This window comes from Parapedobacter tibetensis, assembly GCF_024704835.1.
Taxonomy (GTDB): Bacteria; Bacteroidota; Bacteroidia; order Sphingobacteriales; family Sphingobacteriaceae; genus Parapedobacter; species Parapedobacter tibetensis.
Map to the genome: position 1 here is coordinate 198,844 of NZ_JAMXBE010000006.1, position 21,301 is coordinate 220,144.

General features: G+C 50.1%; 15 protein-coding genes and 1 tRNA gene. 13 read left to right on the plus strand and 3 right to left on the minus strand.

The window, feature by feature from the left end; translation table 11 throughout:
* Positions 1-28: 28 nt before the first annotated feature.
* Both NF543_RS12275 and NF543_RS12280 read left to right on the plus strand, forming a co-directional pair.
* On the plus strand, positions 29-2,320 hold the full coding sequence (locus tag NF543_RS12275) for a TonB-dependent receptor domain-containing protein (RefSeq protein ID WP_257668425.1): 2,292 nt from the start codon (positions 29-31) through the stop codon (positions 2,318-2,320).
* Between the two features lie 14 nt (positions 2,321-2,334).
* Complete coding sequence (locus NF543_RS12280; protein WP_257668426.1) at positions 2,335-3,591, plus strand: sialidase family protein; 1,257 nt, start codon at positions 2,335-2,337, stop codon at positions 3,589-3,591.
* On the opposite strand, the gene NF543_RS25540 is transcribed toward NF543_RS12280, so the two are convergent.
* Positions 3,575-3,751: a helix-turn-helix domain-containing protein gene (locus NF543_RS25540; RefSeq protein WP_373275006.1), complete on the minus strand. Its 177-nt coding sequence runs from the start codon at positions 3,749-3,751 to the stop codon at positions 3,575-3,577. The genes NF543_RS12280 and NF543_RS25540 overlap by 17 nt on opposite strands.
* 42 nt (positions 3,752-3,793) lie before the next feature.
* Between NF543_RS25540 and NF543_RS12285 the strand changes: the two genes are divergently transcribed.
* The 11 genes from NF543_RS12285 to NF543_RS12335 all read left to right on the plus strand — a co-directional run bounded on the left by NF543_RS12285 (position 3,794) and on the right by NF543_RS12335 (position 20,705).
* A complete protein-coding gene (locus tag NF543_RS12285) occupies positions 3,794-4,075 on the plus strand; it encodes a 3-keto-disaccharide hydrolase (RefSeq protein ID WP_257668565.1) in 282 nt (93 codons plus the stop codon).
* Positions 4,076-4,219: 144 nt separating this feature from the next.
* Positions 4,220-4,456 carry a hypothetical protein gene (locus tag NF543_RS12290; protein ID WP_257668427.1) on the plus strand — a complete coding sequence of 79 codons (237 nt, stop codon included), beginning with the start codon at positions 4,220-4,222 and terminating at the stop codon, positions 4,454-4,456.
* A gap of 534 nt (positions 4,457-4,990) precedes the next feature.
* The gene (locus NF543_RS12295; protein WP_257668428.1) at positions 4,991-5,599 is read left to right on the plus strand and encodes a sigma-70 family RNA polymerase sigma factor; all 609 of its coding nucleotides are present in this window, start codon (positions 4,991-4,993) and stop codon (positions 5,597-5,599) included.
* Positions 5,600-5,703: 104 nt separating this feature from the next.
* The gene (locus NF543_RS12300) at positions 5,704-6,918 is read left to right on the plus strand and encodes a FecR family protein (protein ID WP_257668429.1); all 1,215 of its coding nucleotides are present in this window, start codon (positions 5,704-5,706) and stop codon (positions 6,916-6,918) included.
* 133 nt (positions 6,919-7,051) lie between these two features.
* Positions 7,052-10,498: a TonB-dependent receptor gene (locus tag NF543_RS12305; RefSeq protein WP_257668430.1), complete on the plus strand. Its 3,447-nt coding sequence runs from the start codon at positions 7,052-7,054 to the stop codon at positions 10,496-10,498.
* Between the two features lie 24 nt (positions 10,499-10,522).
* Positions 10,523-12,181 (plus strand): hypothetical protein, encoded by a 1,659-nt coding sequence (locus tag NF543_RS12310; protein WP_257668431.1) that lies wholly within the window; start codon positions 10,523-10,525, stop codon positions 12,179-12,181.
* Positions 12,182-12,187: 6 nt separating this feature from the next.
* Positions 12,188-13,483 (plus strand): hypothetical protein, encoded by a 1,296-nt coding sequence (locus tag NF543_RS12315; protein WP_257668432.1) that lies wholly within the window; start codon positions 12,188-12,190, stop codon positions 13,481-13,483.
* 20 nt (positions 13,484-13,503) lie between these two features.
* A complete protein-coding gene (locus tag NF543_RS12320; RefSeq protein WP_257668433.1) occupies positions 13,504-14,691 on the plus strand; it encodes a fasciclin domain-containing protein in 1,188 nt (395 codons plus the stop codon).
* A 56-nt stretch (positions 14,692-14,747) separates the two neighbouring features.
* On the plus strand, positions 14,748-16,175 hold the full coding sequence (locus tag NF543_RS12325; RefSeq protein WP_257668434.1) for a fasciclin domain-containing protein: 1,428 nt from the start codon (positions 14,748-14,750) through the stop codon (positions 16,173-16,175).
* A 14-nt stretch (positions 16,176-16,189) separates the two neighbouring features.
* Positions 16,190-17,221, plus strand: coding sequence for a fasciclin domain-containing protein (locus tag NF543_RS12330; protein WP_257668435.1), 1,032 nt, complete (start codon positions 16,190-16,192; stop codon positions 17,219-17,221).
* A gap of 265 nt (positions 17,222-17,486) precedes the next feature.
* Positions 17,487-20,705, plus strand: a complete 3,219-nt coding sequence (locus NF543_RS12335) for a TonB-dependent receptor (protein WP_257668436.1) — start codon at positions 17,487-17,489, stop codon at positions 20,703-20,705.
* A 182-nt stretch (positions 20,706-20,887) separates the two neighbouring features.
* On the opposite strand, the gene NF543_RS25545 is transcribed toward NF543_RS12335, so the two are convergent.
* The gene (locus tag NF543_RS25545; RefSeq protein ID WP_373275007.1) at positions 20,888-21,103 is read right to left on the minus strand and encodes a GIY-YIG nuclease family protein; all 216 of its coding nucleotides are present in this window, start codon (positions 21,101-21,103) and stop codon (positions 20,888-20,890) included.
* A gap of 58 nt (positions 21,104-21,161) precedes the next feature.
* Positions 21,162-21,234: transfer RNA gene (locus NF543_RS12345), tRNA-Met, on the minus strand.
* Positions 21,235-21,301: the final 67 nt, after the last annotated feature.

Consider the following 21,301-nt stretch of genomic DNA (forward strand, 5'->3'; position numbering starts at 1 on the left):
CGTATGTTATGTATTGCCATTACTTATCATGATAACTAAAGAAATTGCTAGTATAATATTGATATATGTATCCTTTTGCCCCGCATTGTTCGGACAGGTAACGGGGCGGATCATCGACCTGTACACCGGAAACCCCGTCGGAAACGCGACGATTGCCATCGGAGATTCCCTGCATACCCTGTCAGATGGGTCGGGTTATTTCGACTTGCCCTCAACTCCGGTACAAGGAACCCTGTCCATCACAAGCCTAGGCTACCAAGTCACGACCACCCGTTTCACCGCCGGCCAGTTCCTGCAAGTGCGGCTGAAAACCTCGGGAATCACACTCAGCGAAGTGATGATAACCGGGTACCAGACCGGGCGCAAACTTATTGAAAATGCTGGAGGCATTTCGGTGCTGGGTGCGGAAGAACTGCATCGGCAACCGGCCATTGACCTAATGCCCGCCATCAATACCGTGCCGGGCGTGAAGATGGAAGCCTATAACTACGGGAACTACCGCCTATCCATAAGGGGTAGCTTACTCCGGTCGCCATGGAGCGTGCGCAACGTGAAAATGTACTGGAATGATATCCCCATGACCACCGCAGGTGGCGGAAATCCAATCAGCCTGATGGATGTTTCCAGTCTCGGTAGCTTGGAGATACTGAAAGGTCCTGCGGGCAGCATGTACGGAGCGGGAACGGGAGGCGTGTTGCTGTTCCGCAGCAAAACAGCTCCTTTCAATCAGAAAAGTGTAGGTGCTTCATTCACGGCGGGCTCCTATGGGCTTTACCGCACCACCCTGTCAGCCAATATGTCGACGGAGAATGCTAGTTTAGTAGCCAATTACATCAACCAACACAGCGATGGTTACCGTCTACAGCAACGGTTCGGCCAGCAAGCCATCAACCTGATGGGCACATTCTCACCAAATGCCAGGCAGTCCATCTCCTTTTTCGTGTTGCACAACAAAAACGATATCCAGCTTCCTGGCGGCCTGACCGAAGAAGAGGCCAGGGAAAATCCAAGGCAGGCGGCCACTGAGTTCAACACATTGCACAACACGTCGATTAATAGCACCAATACCAACGTGGGGATTTCCCATCGTTATACTTGGAGTGGTCGATTCGATAATACCACCTCCGTTTCCACCAACTACCGATACGTGGACCATCCATTCGGCAGCGGCCCGTCGTACAACGGCTACATGCGAGAGAACGGTTTCGGATATGGGGCACGAACGCAATTCAATTACCGAGCGTCTGTAGGCAGTACCGAAGGTCGTTTTTCAATCGGTACGGAAGCACAGCGGTCGTTCGTAAGCCCCAAGTACTATGAGAACCTGGAAGGCGGGGAGCCGGGTAAGCTGTACAATGACAACGAGGTGGTCGCCATAGGCTATTCCGTTTTTGCCCAAGCGGAATTTGATATCACCAACCGAATCCTTTTCACGTTGGGAGCAAGCCTGAACGGGCTTACTTACGAGGTCACCGACCTCTATCGGGAAGACGGGAGCAATTCGTCCGGCAAACGGAAGTTTGAGCCGGTGTTTTCCCCGCGTGTCGCTGCGGTATACCGGATCAACGATGCCATAGGGGCACATGCCAGCATTAGCTATGGTTTCGCCCAGCCCGACAATTCAGAAATATTCAATCCGGGGGGCATAGTCAATGATATCCGACCGGAGAAAGGGGTCAACTATGAAGCTGGTATACGGGGTAGCATAGCGCAAGGAAGGTTTGGCTTCGATGTAACGGCATACAACCTGCAACTGACCGATGAGATCGTATCAAAACGGGACGAAAGCTGGCAGACAATCTACAGCAATGCCGGGGCTACGTCGCACCGGGGTGTGGAGGCGTCTGTTTATTACGACTGGCAATTATCACCGAATGCTGTACTATCCGGGATCAAGCCATGGGCAAATGTTACCTACAACGACTTCGTGTTCAGGGAATACCTATCGGGAGGTACGATGGATGTGGCAGGCAACGATATCCCGGGTGTGTCCCCCTTCGTGGTTGCTGGGGGGATTGATGTCCTTGGGCCTGCCGGGCTGTACCTTTCGGCAGTGACGAATTACTATAGCCGGATATTCCTGAACGACCAAAACACCGACATGATGGATGGATACATGTTGCTAGGCGGAAAATTGGGCTACCGGACCCGGCTCCTCATGCACTGGCAGGTAGACCTGCATGCTGGCGTGGAAAATGCGACCAACACACTGTATTCCTCGCTGCCGAACTTAAATGCCAGCGGCGATGCGCCACGCTACTATAATGTGTCTCCGGCGCGATCTTTACGGGGAGGATTGTCCCTGCAGTATATCTTTTAACATAAAGCTTGATCATGAAATATATGGCTAATAAACAATCACAACTGAAATGGATGGTTCTCCTACTGCTTGCCTTGGGCGCCTGTGGAGTTAACGATCGAGGAACGGATAATATCCTACGATTATCCGATGAAGGGAAAGTTGCCAAGACGGTTTACCTGACTCATGATGAAAAGGGGATTCCGGTAGCCGCATGGACGGAAGCCGACAGTGCCGGAGGAGCTTCCCGCCTTTATTTTGCGCGTTGGGATGCGCTAAAGAAGGCATTTGGGAATAAGCTGTCCATCCCGGCGAGCCCGTCAATCGTGGCTCATGCTGAAGGCATGCCCAAGATTGCTTTTACGGAAGAAGGAAAACTCTATGCTGTGTATGCGGCGCGTATCAGCGGGCGAAACAATCCCTATGCGGGCCGTATAGAGTACCTGATTTCGGGAGATGGAGGGCAAAGCTGGAGCGGACCGGCGATCGTGCACCGCGACAGCAGTCAGGAGGCCGGCCATGATTTCTTCGATGTCGTGGCGCTACCTGGCGAACGAATAGGTGTAAGTTGGCTGGATAAGTCACATCAAAAGGGTGGTAGACCGGTGCATTTCGCGCTCACCGATAGTACGGGAAGGTTCACCTACGAAACCGTAGTGGACGATTATGCATGCGAATGTTGCCGTACGGCGCTCTATGTGGCCGATGGGAAAATCGCGCTGCTATACCGGGATATAAAAGATACACCGACGGGCACCGTACGCGATATCCACTACAGCCTCTCCATGGATGGGGGTAAATCCTTCAAGAACGGATGGGTATATAGTAAGGATGAATGGCGCGTGGACGGTTGCCCGCATAACGGTCCGGACATTGTTGTGGACGGAGAATCTCTGTTTGCCACCTGGTTCACGGCCGGGAAAAACAAGGGGTTATATTACGGCGAACTGGATATCAGCTCAGGTCAGCTTGATAGGACGCTGCTTGATGCTGACGGCCGCTTTGCCCAACTAGCCTTGTTGCCGGACGGCAGACGGGCAGTGGTTTACAACGCACAGCGGGAAGCGGGGGGGCGTGTCAGGTGGTCCGTCTTCGCGCAAACCTTCCCAAATGGAGAGGTAATCTCCATTTCTCCGCCCGACAAGTCTACCGGTGCGCCAGTGGTCATCGGATTGAAGGATAGCAGCGTCATCGTGGCGTGGATTTCACAAAACGAACCATTTGCCCAAGTGCAGTATAAGGTGATGGATTTTGATATGCTTTTAGGAAAAGAGACTAATGCACTTTTTTAATCGTGTGACTTTTCCTGAGGGTGGCGGCATATTTCCGTTTATATTCCGAAGGGTTCATCCCGAAAAGCTTCGAAAACTGCTCCCTGAAATACTTGATGTCATTAAATCCGGCCGCGAAAGCGGCTTCACATATATTGTGATTTGTGCTGATTAAACACATGATACGGGCATAAGGCCACTGGATGATAGCAACCTGCACTCCATTGCATGCCTTTATGAATTACTGCAGGCCACAAACCATATAGTGAATCCGGCTGGGGAATGGAACAATGCCCGTATTGTTGCACAGGGAATTTATGTTGAACATTGGCTGAACGGGATAAAGGTTTTGGAATACGAACGTGGGGGAAAACAGTTTCGTGAAGCAGTGGCTAAGAGCAAATTCAAAAATTATCCGAATTTTGGGGAAGCACTGAAAGGCCATATCCTGTTGCAGGATCATGCCGACTTGACCGCTTTCAGGAATATTAAATCAGGGAATTGAGTTGTAATTAAATAATGATTCGCGATACGATGAAGAGAATAGTAGTCTGCTTTTTTTTGCTTTTTTCCTGCGCCGCCCAAGAACAGACGTATATTTTATGGTTGGATACCGGTTTTGGTTTTGTTGGTTTCACTGAACGCGTGTATGACCGTATCCTATGTCGGCGATCGTTTTCAACCGACCGAGCAGGTCGATGTGTATTATGCGGCAAAAGACGTGAAGCGCAACTACAGGGTGATCGGACACGTCTCCGAATTGGTCGGTGGATTTGGCGGCGAAGAACGTGTCAAAATGGAGATTATAAAGAAATGTAAAGAAGTAGGCGCCGATGCTGTGAAACTGCTGATTCTTTCGAGAATCCAAGTTTCATTAAAAACTTAACCACTCATCAGGTTTGATGTACACGGCTTGTACGGGAGTCCTTAGCGCTCGGATTAACTGAAAAAGAGGCCATTTCCGTTTTAGAATATCTGCGACAAGAAGGCATATAATTACATTATTCATCTTATTGAAAGGGACATGATCAGGGTTATTTTTCCGTTCATGTCCTTTTATCAGACTTCCGATATTTCTTTAAACCGCTTTACTTCTTCCGCAAAATCCGGCACAATATTACTTAGCTTGGCAATGAAACGTTATCTTCCAAGCGTTTTCGAATAGTTCAGGCAGCTTTTAGATATCAATCCTGTTTTTGTATAAAAGCTTTAATTCCGTCACCAAGTTCGGTCTTGGCTTCGGATCCATCCCCATACTCCGCAGGCTCCTCCATCGTCACCCACCCCCACTTTGCAACGTTGGCTCAAACAATACGTAAGTGGGTGATTCGTGTTTTATTTTAATAATACCTTAACAAAAATATAACCTTTAACCAATCTCCTTATGGCTAAGTTTGCTGTGTTTTTGTGTGCAACATAAATGGCTGAACGAAAAATAGATGGAGATATTCAACAGTGGTTGGCCGGCGACGAGTTGGCCTTCAAAAAGATATTGGATTATTATTACCGTCGTCTTTTGGCTTCTTCACTGAAATCTGTTTCCAACCGGGAGGATGCTGAGGAACTGGTTATGAATGCGCTGTTAAAAATATGGCAACACAAACATCGCCTTTCCGAAGTGCAGCAATTCGATGATTACCTGTTCGGCATTCTGCGTCGAGAAACGGCCGCGCTCTCCCGCAAGCAAGTATTGGAAACGGAGAATATTGACGACCTCTCCTTAAGCGAACTTGGCAGCACAGATCATCCGGAATTTACTATTAAGGATATCCAATCTCTTTATCGGACGGCCCTTGACAAGCTCACCCCTAAACAAAGGGAGGTGTTCCTGTCCATCCGCGAGCAGGACATGAGCCGGAAAGAAATAGCAGAAAAAAACGGCATGTCCATCCATACCGTCAATAACCATATGAATGCTGCCTTGAAAGTCCTTAGACAGGAAATGAAGGAATACCCCGATGCCTTGATCGGCATATTGCTGGCCACATCGGTAACGAATATTAACCTAATATTACCCAACCTCGCCTAATATTAACAAATCATGAAATCTTATTTTTCATCTGATTAGAAATCACGTTTCCAACATTCTTTATTATAGGGGCATGATGTAGCCACCTTTAAAAAAAGAAAAAAATGGAGCGACCATCGAGAAACACACTGATCAGGTATTTTCGGGGACAATGCCAACCGCATGAGATCAAATTGGTGAGATTGTATCTGGCAATGGATATAGACAGGGAATTCGTGGGATCCTGTCTAAAAGAAGCATGGCTCACCGATCAGAAGGATAACGAATCAGAGATAGACGATGCCGATGTGGAAGATTTCAGCGAACGGTTTTTTGCGAGACAACGCGCATTTAAACAACTGCCTCCATTGAATCACCAATCCGAGACCCATAGATTTCGATTTCCGGCCTGGATGAAAGCAGCGGCTGCTGTGATACTGATCGGATCTGCTATACTGGTGACTTACAACACCAAAATAAGGACTTCTGACACGCGGGTTGCGCAGCGGGAAAATGAGGTGCTTCCCGGTAGTGACAAAGCCCTGTTGACGTTGGCAGACGGATCAACCATTTCATTATCGGAAGCCGAGAATGGAAAAATTGTTGATCAAGCGGGACTTCATGTGGAAAAAACCGCGGAAGGTGAAATTGTGTACCGAGCGGATAATGAGGTAGTCACTGCTGCCGATGCCCACAATAGTGTGGTCACCCCCAACGGTGGACAATACCGGGTCACCCTTCCCGATGGATCGAAGGCTTGGCTGAATGCGGCATCTTCACTCACTTATCCAATCCATTTTTCGGATGAAGAACGCCGTGTGAAAATGTCTGGAGAGATTTTCTTTGAAATCGCCAAGGTGAAGAAATCCAACGAACAGGGAAACGTACCCTTTTTCGTCGAGACCGATAAACAGGAAATCCAGGTATTGGGCACACAATTCAATGTCAATGCCTATGCTGACGAGCTTTATAGCTATACGACGTTAGTGGAAGGAAGTGTAAGGGTTACGTCTGCCGTAAATGGCAAATCGGTCATGCTGAGGCCCGGTCAACAGGCCAATCTATCCGATGACTTGCAAGTTATTGCCGCAGATATGGAACAACAATTGGCATGGAGAAACGGTGATTTTGTGTTCAAAGAGGAGCAATTATCCAGTGTATTGCGGAAAGTATCCCGTTGGTATGACGTTGAGGTCGAGTGCCCCGCAGCACTTGGGGAAGTTCGGCTCACAGGAATGATTTCCCGCCATCAGCCATTATCAGCTGTAGTTAAAAGCGTCTCTTCTATAGGTACGGTAAAAATGACATTGCAAGGAAGGAGGGTTGTAGTGGAACAATAGATACGGTAACCGAAAACAATTTAATGGTTTAAATAAAGAAGCGGAGGTGCTACCAACACCTGCCGCCAAATAGTTAAGTCTTGAAAAAATGTGGGAACAAATTTTACAAAAACGATAACTACAAAACAAAAGTATGGATTTTTATCAAATCATGCGTGTTATGAAAATCACCATGGTGTTATTGACCTGTTTTTTGGTACAGGTCAGTGCTGCAACCTACGCTCAACGACTGAATATAAGTAAGCAGGAAAGTAGTATACCCGATATCTTAAAAGAGATCAGGCGACAAGCTGACTACGATTTTTTATACGATGCCCATATCTTCAACGGGACATCGAAAATCAAAATCGATATCAAAGATGCTAGTATCGAACAGGTATTAGCAGCATGCTTTGTGAATCTGCCGTACCAATATACAATCAACAACAAGATCGTAATCATTAAGAAAACTCCGGCCAGACAATCCCAAGCAAGCAATATGAATAGCGCTCAACAACAGCTTCTGGTCAGTGGCCGGGTGATTGATGCTGACAGCAAGACCACCCTGCCCGGTGTTTCCATCCGTATCAAGGGCACCAATACAGGAGCCACCACCGACGGTAACGGCAACTTCGCCATGCCCATACCGGAAGCCGGGGCTACGTTGGTTTTTACCTGCCTCGGCTATGACACCAAGGAAGTACATGTCAGTGCCGCCGAAAGAAACATCACGGTGACGCTGAATTATTCCTCCACAGCCCTGGGGGAAGTAACCATACAGGCACGTCGGAAGACCGACACGGAAATTGCCGTTTTGGATGAACGCCGCAAGGCATCCATCGTGCAGGATGCCATCTCGGCCCAGCAGATCGAACGGACGGGAAGCATCACGACGTCGCAAGCATTGCAACGCGTGACAGGTGTAACCGTTACAGAGGATAAGTATGTTGCCGTGCGAGGCCTGGGCGACCGTTCGGTAATCGGACAATTAAACGGAATAAGATTGGCCTCTTCCAATCCCGACCGCAGCAGTGTCCCGTTGGATCTGATCCCAGCAACATTATTGGACAACATTACCGTTTTCAAGACAATTACCCCCGATCTTCCTGCCGACGCTTCGGGCGGTATCATAGAACTCAAGACACGATCCATACCTGACAAACGCGTGCTGGCCATTACGGCCCAGCAGGGAACCAATTCCAATATAGGCCTCGGCGGAGAGGTAAACAGCTTTTTCAATAGCGATATGGGCTTTTTTGCGCAGAACATCAATAAAAAAGACTTAAGCTCGGAGTTTATTAGTTTGGGAGGACAATACCCGGGGGGGCTTGCACAAATGCAACGTGTTATCGCCGGCGCTAATAACAGCACGGAACAGCTGGCCGAGGTAAACCGTATCAACGGCATCATGCGCAGCTTTGATCCAGTGTTGAACACGACCTATCGGAAGGCGCCGCTGGATGGGATTTATGGTATCTCCTTCGGCGATGCATACACATTGGCGAACGGCGACAAAATCGGTGTCATAGCCAGCGGCAGTTATTATAGCCGGTCCACTGATATAGCGGGTGGTGCAGTAAATCAATACAGCATCTTTCAAGGTGTCACCACGGGTAGTACCTACATCCAGCAGTCCCGGAGCATTCCCGGCTATATCACGCCGAACCGGACCGCTCTTGGCCGATACGTTTCCCATCAGGAAAATACGGGAACCCAGGTGCTGAATTACGGTCTGCTCGCCGGGATCAGTTATCGATTCAGCAGACAGCACGAGATCAGCATGCAGTACATTGGGAGCCGTGGAGGTGAAACTCAGGCAACCAGTTTAATGGGACAATACGAGTATACGGCGGGATTTGACGGACCGATTTACAACACGACGTATTCACTGAAACAAACCCATCGCATATTCAACACGCTCAATCTCCAGGGCGAACACCAGTTGGGAGCAGGGGAGTATGCTCCAAGATTAAGTTATAATCTGGCGTCTTCCAGATCCAGCCATAACGACCCCGACTTCCGCTCGGTCAACCTGGCGGAATACCGGCCCGGAAATGGCGGCTTTTTTTTGGTGCCCAATCAAAATCCCATCGAATACATCGGGACGGACGAGCATTACAGCCTGGTTTCGGGTTACGTAAGGGGTTATGGCCCGTTTGGATTGATACAGGCAGATCCCAACGGCAGACGATTCAGGAATTTGGAGGAACTGAATTATAACTACAAGGCAGACCTTGCGATCCCTTTTAAGATTTTCAACCGGCAGGTGTTTAAGATGGGGGTCAACTATCTTTACCGTGAACGTGATTTTTCCGAGTATGTGCTATCGCTCCCCGGGTCCAATTTCGGGTCGGATAGACAGCTTCCGCTTTATCTTTCAAAAGGCAATGTGAATCAACTGGTCAGCCAAAGCAACATCGGAATACGACTGGAAGATCCGCTGTCGGGAGAGGGCGCTCCACTGGTCAACGGTTTTCTTTACAACAGCCTGAAGTCGCCCAACAATTACATCGGATTCAATGAGACGAATGCCTTTTACGGCATGCTCGACCTGAAGCTAACCGATCAGGTACGTCTGGCGGGAGGCGTGAGGTTCGAGAACACGGACATACAGAGCAAGGTGGATACAGTTGGCGTATACATCGATCCCGCTATCGCCGAAGGGATCACCCCGGTTTATGTGAACCCTGTCACCGGGTATAAGACCGCTTACAGGCCGTTCTATTCGGCAAATTTGACCTATAGCCCGAACAACAGGATGAATTTCAGGTTTGCATTCAATACCTCATTGGCCCGTCCGGAATTACGCGAGATGACCAATGTTTTCGAGTTTGACCCGTTCCTGCAGGCCCTGGTGGTCGGCAATCCGGAGCTGACCAATCAACGCGCCAGGGCGTTTGACTTCCGCTGGGAATGGTTTATCAATCCGGGAGAAGTGGTCGCCGTGTCGGTATTCGAGAAGCAGATATACGATCAACTGGAAAGGGCTTTTATCCTGAATACAGCTGGTACGAGCGCCACATTCCCTGAATTTCCGACCATTGCGTTCCAGAACAACCCCAATACGGGACAGGTATGGGGGATAGAACTGGAACTGGTAAAAGATTTGGGACTGCTGTTTGACCCGCTCAAATACTTTTTCATCGGTAGTAACATCACGTTGGTACAAAGCGATGTGGTCAAATCCAGGGAACGCCTGGAGGCGGCACGAATCATCGACCGGCAATCACCGAAGAATTCCCCCCTTTTCGAGCAAGCCCCCTATTCCATTAACGCTTTTCTCAATTATACCCACTCTGGCCGCGGTACCGACTTGACGGTTAATTTCAATGTGGTGGGCGAGCGGCTCATACAGGTAAGCATGGATGGTACGCCGGATATCTACAGCAATCCCGCCCCCGTACTTGACGTTGTGTTCGGGCAGCGGATCACATCAAGACTATCCCTGAAGGGATACGTGAAGAACCTGCTCAATCCAAGATTTGAAGAGAGTTACAACAATGCCGGCACCGGAGGTACATTCTATGGACAACGTTACCTACGAAGGAGTTTCCGGCGTGGCACGGAATACATGCTGGGGCTTACTTTCACTATTGATTAATAAGATACAAATAACGATTACCCAATGAGATTTATACGCCTATTTCTAATGATATGGATCGGAGCATTGCTGTCATCCTGTGCGAAAGACAAAATAGAGCAGCACAGGTTGGTGGCGTATGACGACATCGAACCGTCTACCGCCCGGCTCGTTTTGGTCAGTGGTCTGGATATTTTTGTAAACGGCCAACGGCTTACCAATATGGGAGAAACCTCTCCGGCCACGGGTGGACGGGCTCCCATCCCTACGAAGTACTTTCCGGAAACCGGTACGCCCGGCATGACCTACTTTATTCCCCAGGAATTTATGGGCAGTGAAGGAAAAGCAGATATCAGTGTCGGTTTGTGGCCTTCTGCCGATATCCAGATCGAAGACGATTACAAAGAGCCCTGGGACTACTACTTCAATCAAAACCGCCTATTGGCGAATGAAACACAGTTAACCCAGGTGCCCCGGCCCGTCGTCACGCCTTCCTCGCCGGAAAAGATATTGATCCGGCTGATCAACCTATCGGCATTGGATGGGATAAACAGCGATGAGGGGGAAACATTGAGTCTGGCTTATGCAGATGGAAGTTTGGTCAGTACGACCACTTCCGGCATCGTGAAAGGAGCATGGTCTGACTACGTGGAAATACCTTATGGAACCTATGAATTCCGTGTCTTGGTGGACGGCAGCGACCGGCAATGCCCGGCTGTCCCACCGATTGGGGTTATCGTGGAAAGTACGGATGACGCCACCATACAGGGCACCCGCCGGTACTTTACGCAGCGTCGGGTGTTTCAGCCCGGCGGCGTGTATACAGTCGCCGTGACTGGGAACTTTAGAGGTTTTGAAGCAAATATGACCGGTGTCCCACTGAATGCTTTTTCTGTGGTCACTGACCGGTCCCCGTCGACAAACCGTACGTATGCGAAGGTACAATTCGTAAATGCCATTCTGGGGAAAGCGTTAAAGGCGGCGATAAACGGATCGGACATAGAAACCGGGTTGATGTCTTTTGGTGATGCCAGTGCATATCATATCATCTCGACCGGTCAGCAAACGATTAAGGCCAGCGATGAAGCGGGGAATCCATTGATTCAGCACGAATTGTCCGTGCGGGGAGGTGACAATCTCACCCTTTGGCTGTATGTTACACCTGCCGGACTTCCGGCAATCCATGCGGTTCAGAATAACATGAGCGGGCTGGTGAATCTGTCCGACAATCCCGACGGGGCAAGCGGGATGACGTCCATATACGATCCACTCCATTTTACGGACATGAACATCCAGACACGTTTTTTGAATTTTTGTCCGGATATCGACTACGTCACCTTTACCGGACGCAACGGGCAATCGTTAGGTAGGCCGATAGAACGGTCGGGCGGCGGCATAGGCTATTCAGATGCCGCCAGCAATCTTCAGCCGGGCGTTCCACCGGACGTGGATCGGGTGCCCTATCCATATATCAACATCACGCCGGAGGAGATCCAGGTTTACCGATCCGGCCCCGGAACAGTGCCGGGAAATCGATTGTTCGAAGTACAGTCCATTACGGCGCAGCAATTTATCAACATGCCGGCACCGCATTATCCCAATGGGTGGCCAATGGGGGAGGCCGGCGTATATACAGTGGCACTTATCGGACGATATACAACTGACCAAAAGCCGAGCATGGTCGTCATCAAACATAATCAGTAAGCCATCATGATACAGAAAAGAAACCGATACAAAAAATACGGATCTGCATTCCGCCTTGTGGCATTGGGCTGCGTACTGCTCTGCATGGGAGCTTGCCGCAAATCCGAGTACAACCTGGTGCCGGAGGCGGCTTATCTGCGCGTATTTAACACCTTGAATTACCGGATAGATCTTTCAACGAAAGGGAAGCCCGTCCCGTTTCTGACCATGATCATTGATCCCGAATACGGTGTGGAAGGCCATATAATTGGAGGAAAGGTAATTGGAGATTTCCTGGATGTCAGGACAAGATATGCACCGCCGACGGCGGACGCAGCTTCCTCCTCATACATAAACCGGGAGTTTCCGGGCAACCTCAAAATCCCGGTCGCTCCGGTCATCAACGGTTTCGATCTTTCGGGTTGGGCACAAGTGCCGTCCGGCACACACCGCTTTGTATTCTATACCCGTCCTTTTACTGACGTACCATTTTTTGAATTGCCGGCTACCATACGGGAAGAACAAACCGTCATCGCGGATAGCACATTCAATTTGTCAGAAGGCGAAGTATATACGCTGAACCTGTTGGAAAAAGAGGTAAGCAGTGAAGGACTTTCCACCTTGCTCTACCTTAGGCAGGAGCGTTTCCACAAAATGGCCTTTGCCGATTCACTCCTATATGTCAATTTTTATAACCTAAGTGCAGCAGGCTATGTCGATGCGCACCCAGAGCCTTCGAGCATGATCACAAACTACGATCAGGCAACAGGAACAGCAATCAAGGATCAGGTCAATATTTATTATTCGCTATACCGGGACGACATACCTTATCCCTTTACGTTGATAAACAACCGGCGACCGCGGATCGGCGTTACCCCCGTGCCGGGCCATCAGCTTATTCCCTTGCAACAATTGACCCGCTCCCACGAACCCGTTGTTTCGCCGTACAACACGATCCCGCTTTTTCTTCCCGATGATACCACGGGTAATATCCTCGCCAGGCATTGGGTCCGTCTCGATATCGTCCCTCCCGGTGGAGGTGGAGGAGGGTTAATTGGTGCATCCGATCCAAGCCATAGACTGTTCGCGCCGGCAAACGGAACCATTGTATCATTGACGAACCTCAGTGATGAAGGGCGTACGCAGTTATATACAGGGGGGCGTGGAAACGCACCGGGTTTCCTTTTACCAAGCCTGATCCGTGAGGCCGTGTCCGGTCCGTACCGGCAACGGTCGTTTGCCACGGTCAGCACCATAGAGTTTATCAACAAGCAGGTGTATATGACATCCGTGATGAAAACATACGATCCGCCCATCAAATGATGCACATTCAAGAATAGATCATGAGAACAACTGTATTATATTTAGTCCTGATAGCCGCATGCAGTGGTCTTATCCGCTGCAGCAAGCCTGATATGACCGTCTTCCCGCCACCGGGTACAACAGAAGTAAACAACATTTCGGATTACCTGAACAACCAATTGTCCCTATCGCTCTTTGCCGAGGCCGCACAGCTTGCCGGATTATCTGAGGACTTAGCTACAGCGGAATATACCGTGTTTGCCGTCAATGATGAAGCATTCCATCGAATAGGGATAACCACAGCGGCCGATCTGCAACGTTGGCCGACGGACAGTTTGGAAACATTTGTGCAGCAGCATATGATTCAGGGCCGGCTACTTTACGGGGATATACCGCGATCGCTCGATACCGAGTATTCGACGGTAAACGGGGAAACGTTGCTCATATCGTATCATTCGGAAGAACTGACCACCGTCAATGGCGTCCGGATGATCGAAAATCCGAGGGCATCCAACGATCCCCGCACCTTTGGCACCCCCCTGCAAAACGGAATGGTCTATCCCATCCAGACCCCTATCAAGACAACGACGGGTACAGTGCAGGATTTCCTGGCATCCAGGCCGGAATTATCGCTGTTTGTTGCCGGGCTCAAAAAGTTCGGCCAGTGGGACCGGCTGGCCACGGAACAGCAGATTACCGTATTAGCACCGCCTGATTCCGTGTTCCTCCGTTACGGCATAGATGCCGATCGTATAGTGGATATGGATGCGCAAGCGTTTCAGTCCCTGCTGATGGATGCCTACATCGTAAATTTCAACCGGATATTTACAAACGACGTGCAAACCCAAATAAATGAGATAGACTACCCGAACACAAGCTCTGCCAATATGCTTTTCCTACGGACCAGTGATCCGGAGACAGGTTTGGCCGTGGTCAACGAATACCAGTCATACACCGGAACATTCCTTTTCAAGCCGGGAATCAATGAACCGATGGTGATCGGCCCCGGCCAGCCACCATTCTGGGCCACACGGATTATCGGTTCAAACAGACTTTCCGTTCCAAATCCATCGGATGTCAATACGGGTTATGTCATCGCCTATCTGGGCGAAGCAAGATATACCTCGGCTTCCGAATTAACCGGTCGTTACATGAATTTCAATTGCGCGAATGGGGTGGTTCATTACATCGATGGCTTACTGGTCATGCCGGAGGAGGCCATTAAGTAATGAGGACGTTGACGGAAATCAGGCAAATGCCACAGACCCACAAATTATTATATAGAATGAAAACAGAAACAAACCCCGCAAAACTGATCTGCATCGCGCTGTGGGCAACCATGGCAATAGTTACGTGGTCATGCAGTAAAGTGGAAGAAATACCGGTGGAGTTGCAGCCTCCATTGCCGTATCAGCATACAGCATTAAAGGAAATAACGGAAATCATAACGCAAGAGGAAGAGATAAGCATTTTCCGGGAAGTCTATTCCAGGTCGGGCGTCAAGGAGTATATGGACAGTGTCCGCGCCACAACCGCGGATACCCTTACACCATTTACGCTATTCATTCCCCGCGATGCCGCATGGCAAGCCATGGGCTATAACGTGGAAAGCATAAGCAACCTTTCTGCCGAAGCATGCCGGGAACTCATCATGTACCTGACCGTACGGGGGCGCTATGTTCCGACGAACACGTCCGATCCGGTTTCGGGAACAAACACCCTTCGTCCCATCATCCCGGCCAGGCGTTATGAGCTGCAGGATAGCTGGGGATCTATCCAGGTATCCCACCAGCCTTACCTGCTCTACTTGGCCTGGGGAGGTGGGAACATCTATTTGAACGGAAAAGAAGCCGGTACAGTCGGAAATGATATACATCCTGCTACAGACGGCGCAGTATACCTAATCAATACTTTGCCCATCAAGCCGAGGAAAACGGTGTATGAAATACTGCAGGAAGACGAATCATTCAGTTTTTACCTGACTGCCCTGAATATCAGCAACCAGGTGTATCAGGAATTCCAGGTCGGTATTGACCCGGAAAACCGGAGCGAAGAGTTATTCTGGACGACGCCTGAACCGTTCATTAATGACCTTCCGCAACTTAGTAGTTTCACTCCCATGTTCGGAACTATAACAACAGGTAATCTGAATATGAATAATATGTACACGGTGTTTGCCCCGGACAACCAGGCATTCATCAGGGCAGGATTTCCAGACATTGCTTCGATAGCAGATTATATCCGGTCGTCGTATGTAACCACCACCGGATATATGGAAGATATGAGGAGGAGGCCCCGCTATACCAACATGGATTCGGTACTAAACCACAGCTTTTTCGCGGGAACAACCACCATAAGTCATTTCCCGGTATTTGTTATGTCACGGCAGTCCACAAACGTAAACAATCAGCTAGTGTTTACCAACGATATGGTGTGGAACTCCGTTTTCCGGAATGAAGGGATACGCCGCTCCGTTTCATTGACATTTTACGATTGGACCTTTTTTGATGAAAATCTGTATGATTTCTCGCAATATGTAGAGGAACGCAGCGAACTGAAGCTCCTGTTCCGCCCGGAAGGAAATCGGATCACCATCCAGCGTGGTGACGCGCCCGACGGTCGGGCTGCCCACGTTGTCTTGGAACAATCCGATGTAGTCGCCATGAACGGCGTAATACACCGGATAGACAATCTATTGTGGCCAAACCCTTAAACCCTAAAATCAGCATGATCATGTTAAGAGCTTATACAAGATACCTCATCAACGTGTTTATCTTCCTGCACATCGCGGTGGTATTCCAGTCCTGTACAAAAGAAGATTCACCGGTAGACTCCATTCACAATGCCAGGGGCATTGCAGCAGTGGCAAATAACAATTATTCACTCCAGAATTTCTTTTTGGGATTGCAGGTCACAAACCATGTCCCGCTGCTTACGGAGGCCGGGCCTTTTACCGTATTTGCACCGGCTAATGAGGCATTTAATAGTTTAGGAGCCGAAGCCCGGAACGCAATACGCAGCAACGCCACGTTAGTCGGACAGATCGTTCCCTACCACATCTATCCCGGAGTGCTAAAGCTGAACGACCTTGGTGAGGAACGCAACCAGGTTTTTACGATGCAAAACAATATGACGGCCTATATCAGTCACATGCAAAATGACAGGGAGTCGTTGTTTACCATCAATGGAATACCTGTTCAGCCAAAAGGTTTCGAGGCAAGCAACGGATTGGTCTACACCACGCAGGCACTTTTACAGCCTACCCAACAGCTCAGTTTGGCGGAACTTATTTCCAACGATGCTTCGTTCACTTTTTTCAGCGTTGCCGTACGGCACAGCGGTCTTGCAGACCTATTGGAAGGATCGGACGAGCTGACCGTTTTTGCGCCGTTGAACAGCGCGTTTGTGGCCATGGGAATCTTTACCACGGATGAAATCGAAAGCATGTCACCAGATGAGCTGAAGCAGCTTGTTTTACCCCATATTACCGAAGGCCGGCAATACCTGTACGATTACATTATGATGGCCGATGTGGCGAGCCAACTATATACGGAAACCATGTTGGACAGAAAAGAGGCATCGATTCAGCTTTTACCGAACTACAGCTGGATCAGCGAAACGGGGTTTCGGGGGATCAGTATCAGTAAACCAGATAATTCAGGAGGATTGAACACCTCGGAAATCCTGATTGAAAGCCATATCGGACGTACGGCAAACAATGGCGTACTTCACGGGATCAGTACAGTCTTGAGACCTTGATGTTCAAATCCTATCTGACAAAAAACCGATCCTTTAAACGATAATATTTAAAAAGTTGATGAAACCCACATGATTTAACGAAACACAAAAGAGAATGAAAAACACCTCTTTTTCAATCATGTATGGTTCCATGAGGCCTTTTAAAAACAAAACGCGTAGCGTTCATGAGTACAAATGAAAACAAACAATAACGAATAATTATTTTCGAATGAAAAGCTTAACTATATTGAATTGGTTACGGATGATGCTACTAATGGGCTGTATTATGCTATTAGTCATCCCGACCGCGACCTATTCCCAGGAAACCTCCGGCTCCCTGACCGGCCGGGTGACCGATGCCCGGGGCGAACCCTTGGCGGGGGCATCGGTTACAGCCATCCATGTGCCGTCCGGCACCCGCTACGGGCTGTCAACCGATGCTGGTGGTCGTTATACCTTGAACAATCTCCGCATCGGTGGCCCCTATACGGTGACCGCTTCCATGGTGGGCATGCAGGATAATATCCGACCGGATATACAGGTGCGTCTGGGCGGCGCGCAGCGACTCGACTTCGTGTTGGGCGACGATGCGCAGGCATTGGACGAGGTCGTGGTGACCGGACGTCCGCAAGGCCAGCGTGCCGATATCTACGGTGTAGGAAAGAACATCAATGCGGAACAGGTGCGCAATATGCCGACGGTCAGCCGTTCGGTCACGGACGTCACACGGCTCACTCCGCAGGGCAGCCGCGACAACAGCTTCGGTGGTACCAGCTTCCGCTACAACAACGTGACCATCGATGGTGCGATCAACAATGACGCGATCGGCTTCTCGCCCTCCTTGGGCGGGCAAACCGGTACATCCGGCATGGCAGGAAGTTCCACCCGCACCAACCCCATATCCATCGACGCCATACAGGATATGCAGGTGTACCTGGCCCCCTACGATGTGAAGATCGGTAACTTCACGGGCGGATCGGTCAATGCCGTGACACGCAGCGGTACAAACAAGGTCGAAGGTTCCGTCTATGGTTTCGGTCGCAACGCCGCCATAACGGACAAAGACCGGGTGGGGACACTCGGCAAAATGCACAGCGACTTCTACGACTACCAGACAGGCTTCCGTATCGGGTTCCCGATCATCAAGGATAAGCTGTTTTTCTTTAGCAACGAAGAGATCACCCGCCGACAGGATCCAACACAATTGCTGGTCGGTACGGTGGAGACATCCCATATCCTAAGTGAAGCGGATGCCTCTTCGATAGCCAGTACCGTACAGAGCCGCTACGGCGACATCTTCGATGCCGGAACGGCGGGATTGTACACCAACTGGTCGAAATCGGTCAAATTCTTCAACCGGCTGGACTGGAACATCAATGACCGCCATCAATTGGCCATTAGGAACAATACGATCCGTAGTTCTGCCACACACATGGATCGTGACCAGCAGGACTTCCGCTTTTCCAGCATGGCTTTCGAACAGACCAATAACCAGAGCTCCACGGTAGCCGAACTGAAAAGTCGGTTCAGCAATTCGCTTTCGGGCAACGCCGTAATTGGTTACACGGTGGTGAACGACAGCCGCGACCCGCTTTCGGATCCCACACTGCCGCAGGTGCAGGTACAGGGGCGCACGCCCGGCACGACCATCTACTTGGGTACCGACCGCGAGGCCAGCATCTTCGATATGAAGCAAAAAACATGGGAAGTGACTGCCAACCTGAACTGGAATACCGGCAGACACAAACTCCTGTTTGGAACACACAACGAGCTGTACAGCATTCGCTATGGTTTTGTGAATGGATGGAACGGCCGGGTGGACTACAACAGCATCGAGGATTTTATCAGTAATAACCCTTACCGTGTACGGGGTAGCTATAATTATATCAATAATACAAGGGATTACATTCTGGACAACCCGGAAGCGGACTTTAACGTGAACATGTACAGCCTGTATGTGCAGGACGAGATCAGTATCAGCGACAGGTTCCGCGTCACCCCAGGACTGCGTGCCGATCTGACCCACCTGCCGGAGATGCCTACGCTGAGCGATAAGGTGCGGGACATCTGGGCCGATCCGAACTTCGGGACGACTTACAACTACACACCCATCAGCCATATCTCCAACGATTTTATGAACCGTGTCCAGCTCTCCCCAAGAGTGGGTTTCCGCTGGGAGGCGACCGAAGACCGCAGTCTGGTTGTCCGCGGTGGAGCAGGCCTTTTCACCGGCCGAATCCCCTTTGCATGGCTGGCCTATGCTTATTACAATACGGGCGACAGCTACGGGGCGTTCGATCAGCGCGCCGACCGGAAGCCTTTCACTCCGGGGTCGGACGCCATCAAACCCAGCCCGAACGGACTGGGGGACTTCATCCAGCAGAACGGGGCGGTGACGGGCGACCGGAACAGCGGGCAGACGCAGGTGGACCTGGTGGACAACGGCTTTACGCCGCCTCAGGTGTTCCGTGGTAGCCTGGGCATCGATTACGAGGCTCAAAACGACTGGAAGTTCAGTCTGGAGGTGATGTACACCAAGAATGTCAGTGATGTGCTATTCCAGCAATTGAACACCAAAGATAACCCGCTATGGTACGGATACGATACGGATAGGCAGCAACCTGTATACAGCGGCACGGTGGACAGCCGGTTCTCGAACGTGTATCTACTCAGCAACACCAGCGAGGGCTACCGCTACAGCCTGACGGGAACTATAAGCAAGCAGTGGAAAAGCCTCAACGCTACCGCCAGCTACACCTTTGGCGAATCCAAGGACATGAGCAACGGTATACGCAACTCGATGGAGAGCAACTGGCAGCTGAACCAGTCGCTGGTACCGAACAATCCGACGCTGGCCTACAGCAACTTCGATATCCGTCACCGGATTGTCTCGAGCATCAGCTATGGCCACGACTGGAAAAGTGCGGGGAGAACGAATATCAACCTGTTCTTCTCGGCACAGTCCGGCTCGCCGTTCACCTACGGAATCGTGAACAACAGCACACAGGGGCTTCCGCAACAGGTGTCATTGGTCTATATTCCGACGCAAAGCGAGGCGATCAACTACTTCAAGGATATTTCAAGGGGGCAGACCGCACAGCAGCAAGCACAAGCCTTCAATGCGTTCATCGATGGAAGCGAATACCTGTCATCCAGACGTGGGGAGTTTACCGAGCGCAACACGGGGCGCACACCCTGGAACGTGCAGGCCGATCTGCGCATTGCGCACGATCTGCCGGTGAATAAATCGGGCCACTTCCTGACCATTTCGGCAGACGTGGTGAATCTGACTAATCTGCTGTACAAGGAATGGGGTGTGCAGTACTTCTCGCCCAATACGTTCAATTCGACGAGCAGCGTGGGTCTGACGCCGACGCTGTTTCCACCACAGCAGAACGCGGGAAACTGGCCAGTATTCACGTTCGCCGATCCGGGCAAGCCGTATAGTATTGATTACTTCAACTCCAGGGCACAGGTGCAACTGGGGCTGAGGTATACATTCTGATAAATCAAAGGTATCCCCTCTGTATTCAGCAGCACATGAAGGGGAATAAATACTCAGGACCGGAGCAGCAGCCGGTCCGAGTATTTAAATCAGGTAAATAGGAAAGGAATAATTGGATAAAGTCTTTGCAAGGGATCGGGAATATTGGAAAAGCATGGAGGGCCTGTACGATGGAAAATGCATCAGAAGTAATTGAACAGGGATATGGAAAGGATCTCCGGCGATGCCCCCACTGCATTACAGCATGGTTGCATGACCGGATACCGCGTGCGTGGTGGGTGAAGACATTTTTCTTTTTCCTCCCTTTCAAACGGTTTGAACCGCTCTTCGATGTTGGAGGTATAACCGATATAGATTTTATTGTGCTTTTGAGAAAAGAGGACGTAAACGGTGAACACGGCCGTCGTGGTTTGCGTTATTAAAAAAAGCCGGTCAATCTCTTGACCGGCTTACTAGTAGCGGGGATTGGACTCGAACCAATGACCTTCGGGTTATGAGCCCGACGAGCTACCAACTGCTCCACCCCGCAATGTATTTTTCTATATAATTTGCTTTTCTATTACTGAAAAGCAGATATTTCTCTTTCCGAATTGGAC

Coding starts and splice junctions, on each gene's coding strand:
- NF543_RS12275 (WP_257668425.1), top strand. CDS start 29: ATGATAACTAAAGAAATTGCTAGTATAATATTGATATATGTATCCTTT.
- NF543_RS12280 (WP_257668426.1), top strand. CDS start 2,335: ATGAAATATATGGCTAATAAACAATCACAACTGAAATGGATGGTTCTC.
- NF543_RS25540 (WP_373275006.1), bottom strand. CDS start 3,751: ATGTGTTTAATCAGCACAAATCACAATATATGTGAAGCCGCTTTCGCG.
- NF543_RS12290 (WP_257668427.1), top strand. CDS start 4,220: ATGACCGTATCCTATGTCGGCGATCGTTTTCAACCGACCGAGCAGGTC.
- NF543_RS12295 (WP_257668428.1), top strand. CDS start 4,991: ATGGCTGAACGAAAAATAGATGGAGATATTCAACAGTGGTTGGCCGGC.
- NF543_RS12300 (WP_257668429.1), top strand. CDS start 5,704: ATGGAGCGACCATCGAGAAACACACTGATCAGGTATTTTCGGGGACAA.
- NF543_RS12305 (WP_257668430.1), top strand. CDS start 7,052: ATGGATTTTTATCAAATCATGCGTGTTATGAAAATCACCATGGTGTTA.
- NF543_RS12310 (WP_257668431.1), top strand. CDS start 10,523: ATGAGATTTATACGCCTATTTCTAATGATATGGATCGGAGCATTGCTG.
- NF543_RS12315 (WP_257668432.1), top strand. CDS start 12,188: ATGATACAGAAAAGAAACCGATACAAAAAATACGGATCTGCATTCCGC.
- NF543_RS12320 (WP_257668433.1), top strand. CDS start 13,504: ATGAGAACAACTGTATTATATTTAGTCCTGATAGCCGCATGCAGTGGT.
- NF543_RS12325 (WP_257668434.1), top strand. CDS start 14,748: ATGAAAACAGAAACAAACCCCGCAAAACTGATCTGCATCGCGCTGTGG.
- NF543_RS12330 (WP_257668435.1), top strand. CDS start 16,190: ATGATCATGTTAAGAGCTTATACAAGATACCTCATCAACGTGTTTATC.
- NF543_RS12335 (WP_257668436.1), top strand. CDS start 17,487: ATGCTATTAGTCATCCCGACCGCGACCTATTCCCAGGAAACCTCCGGC.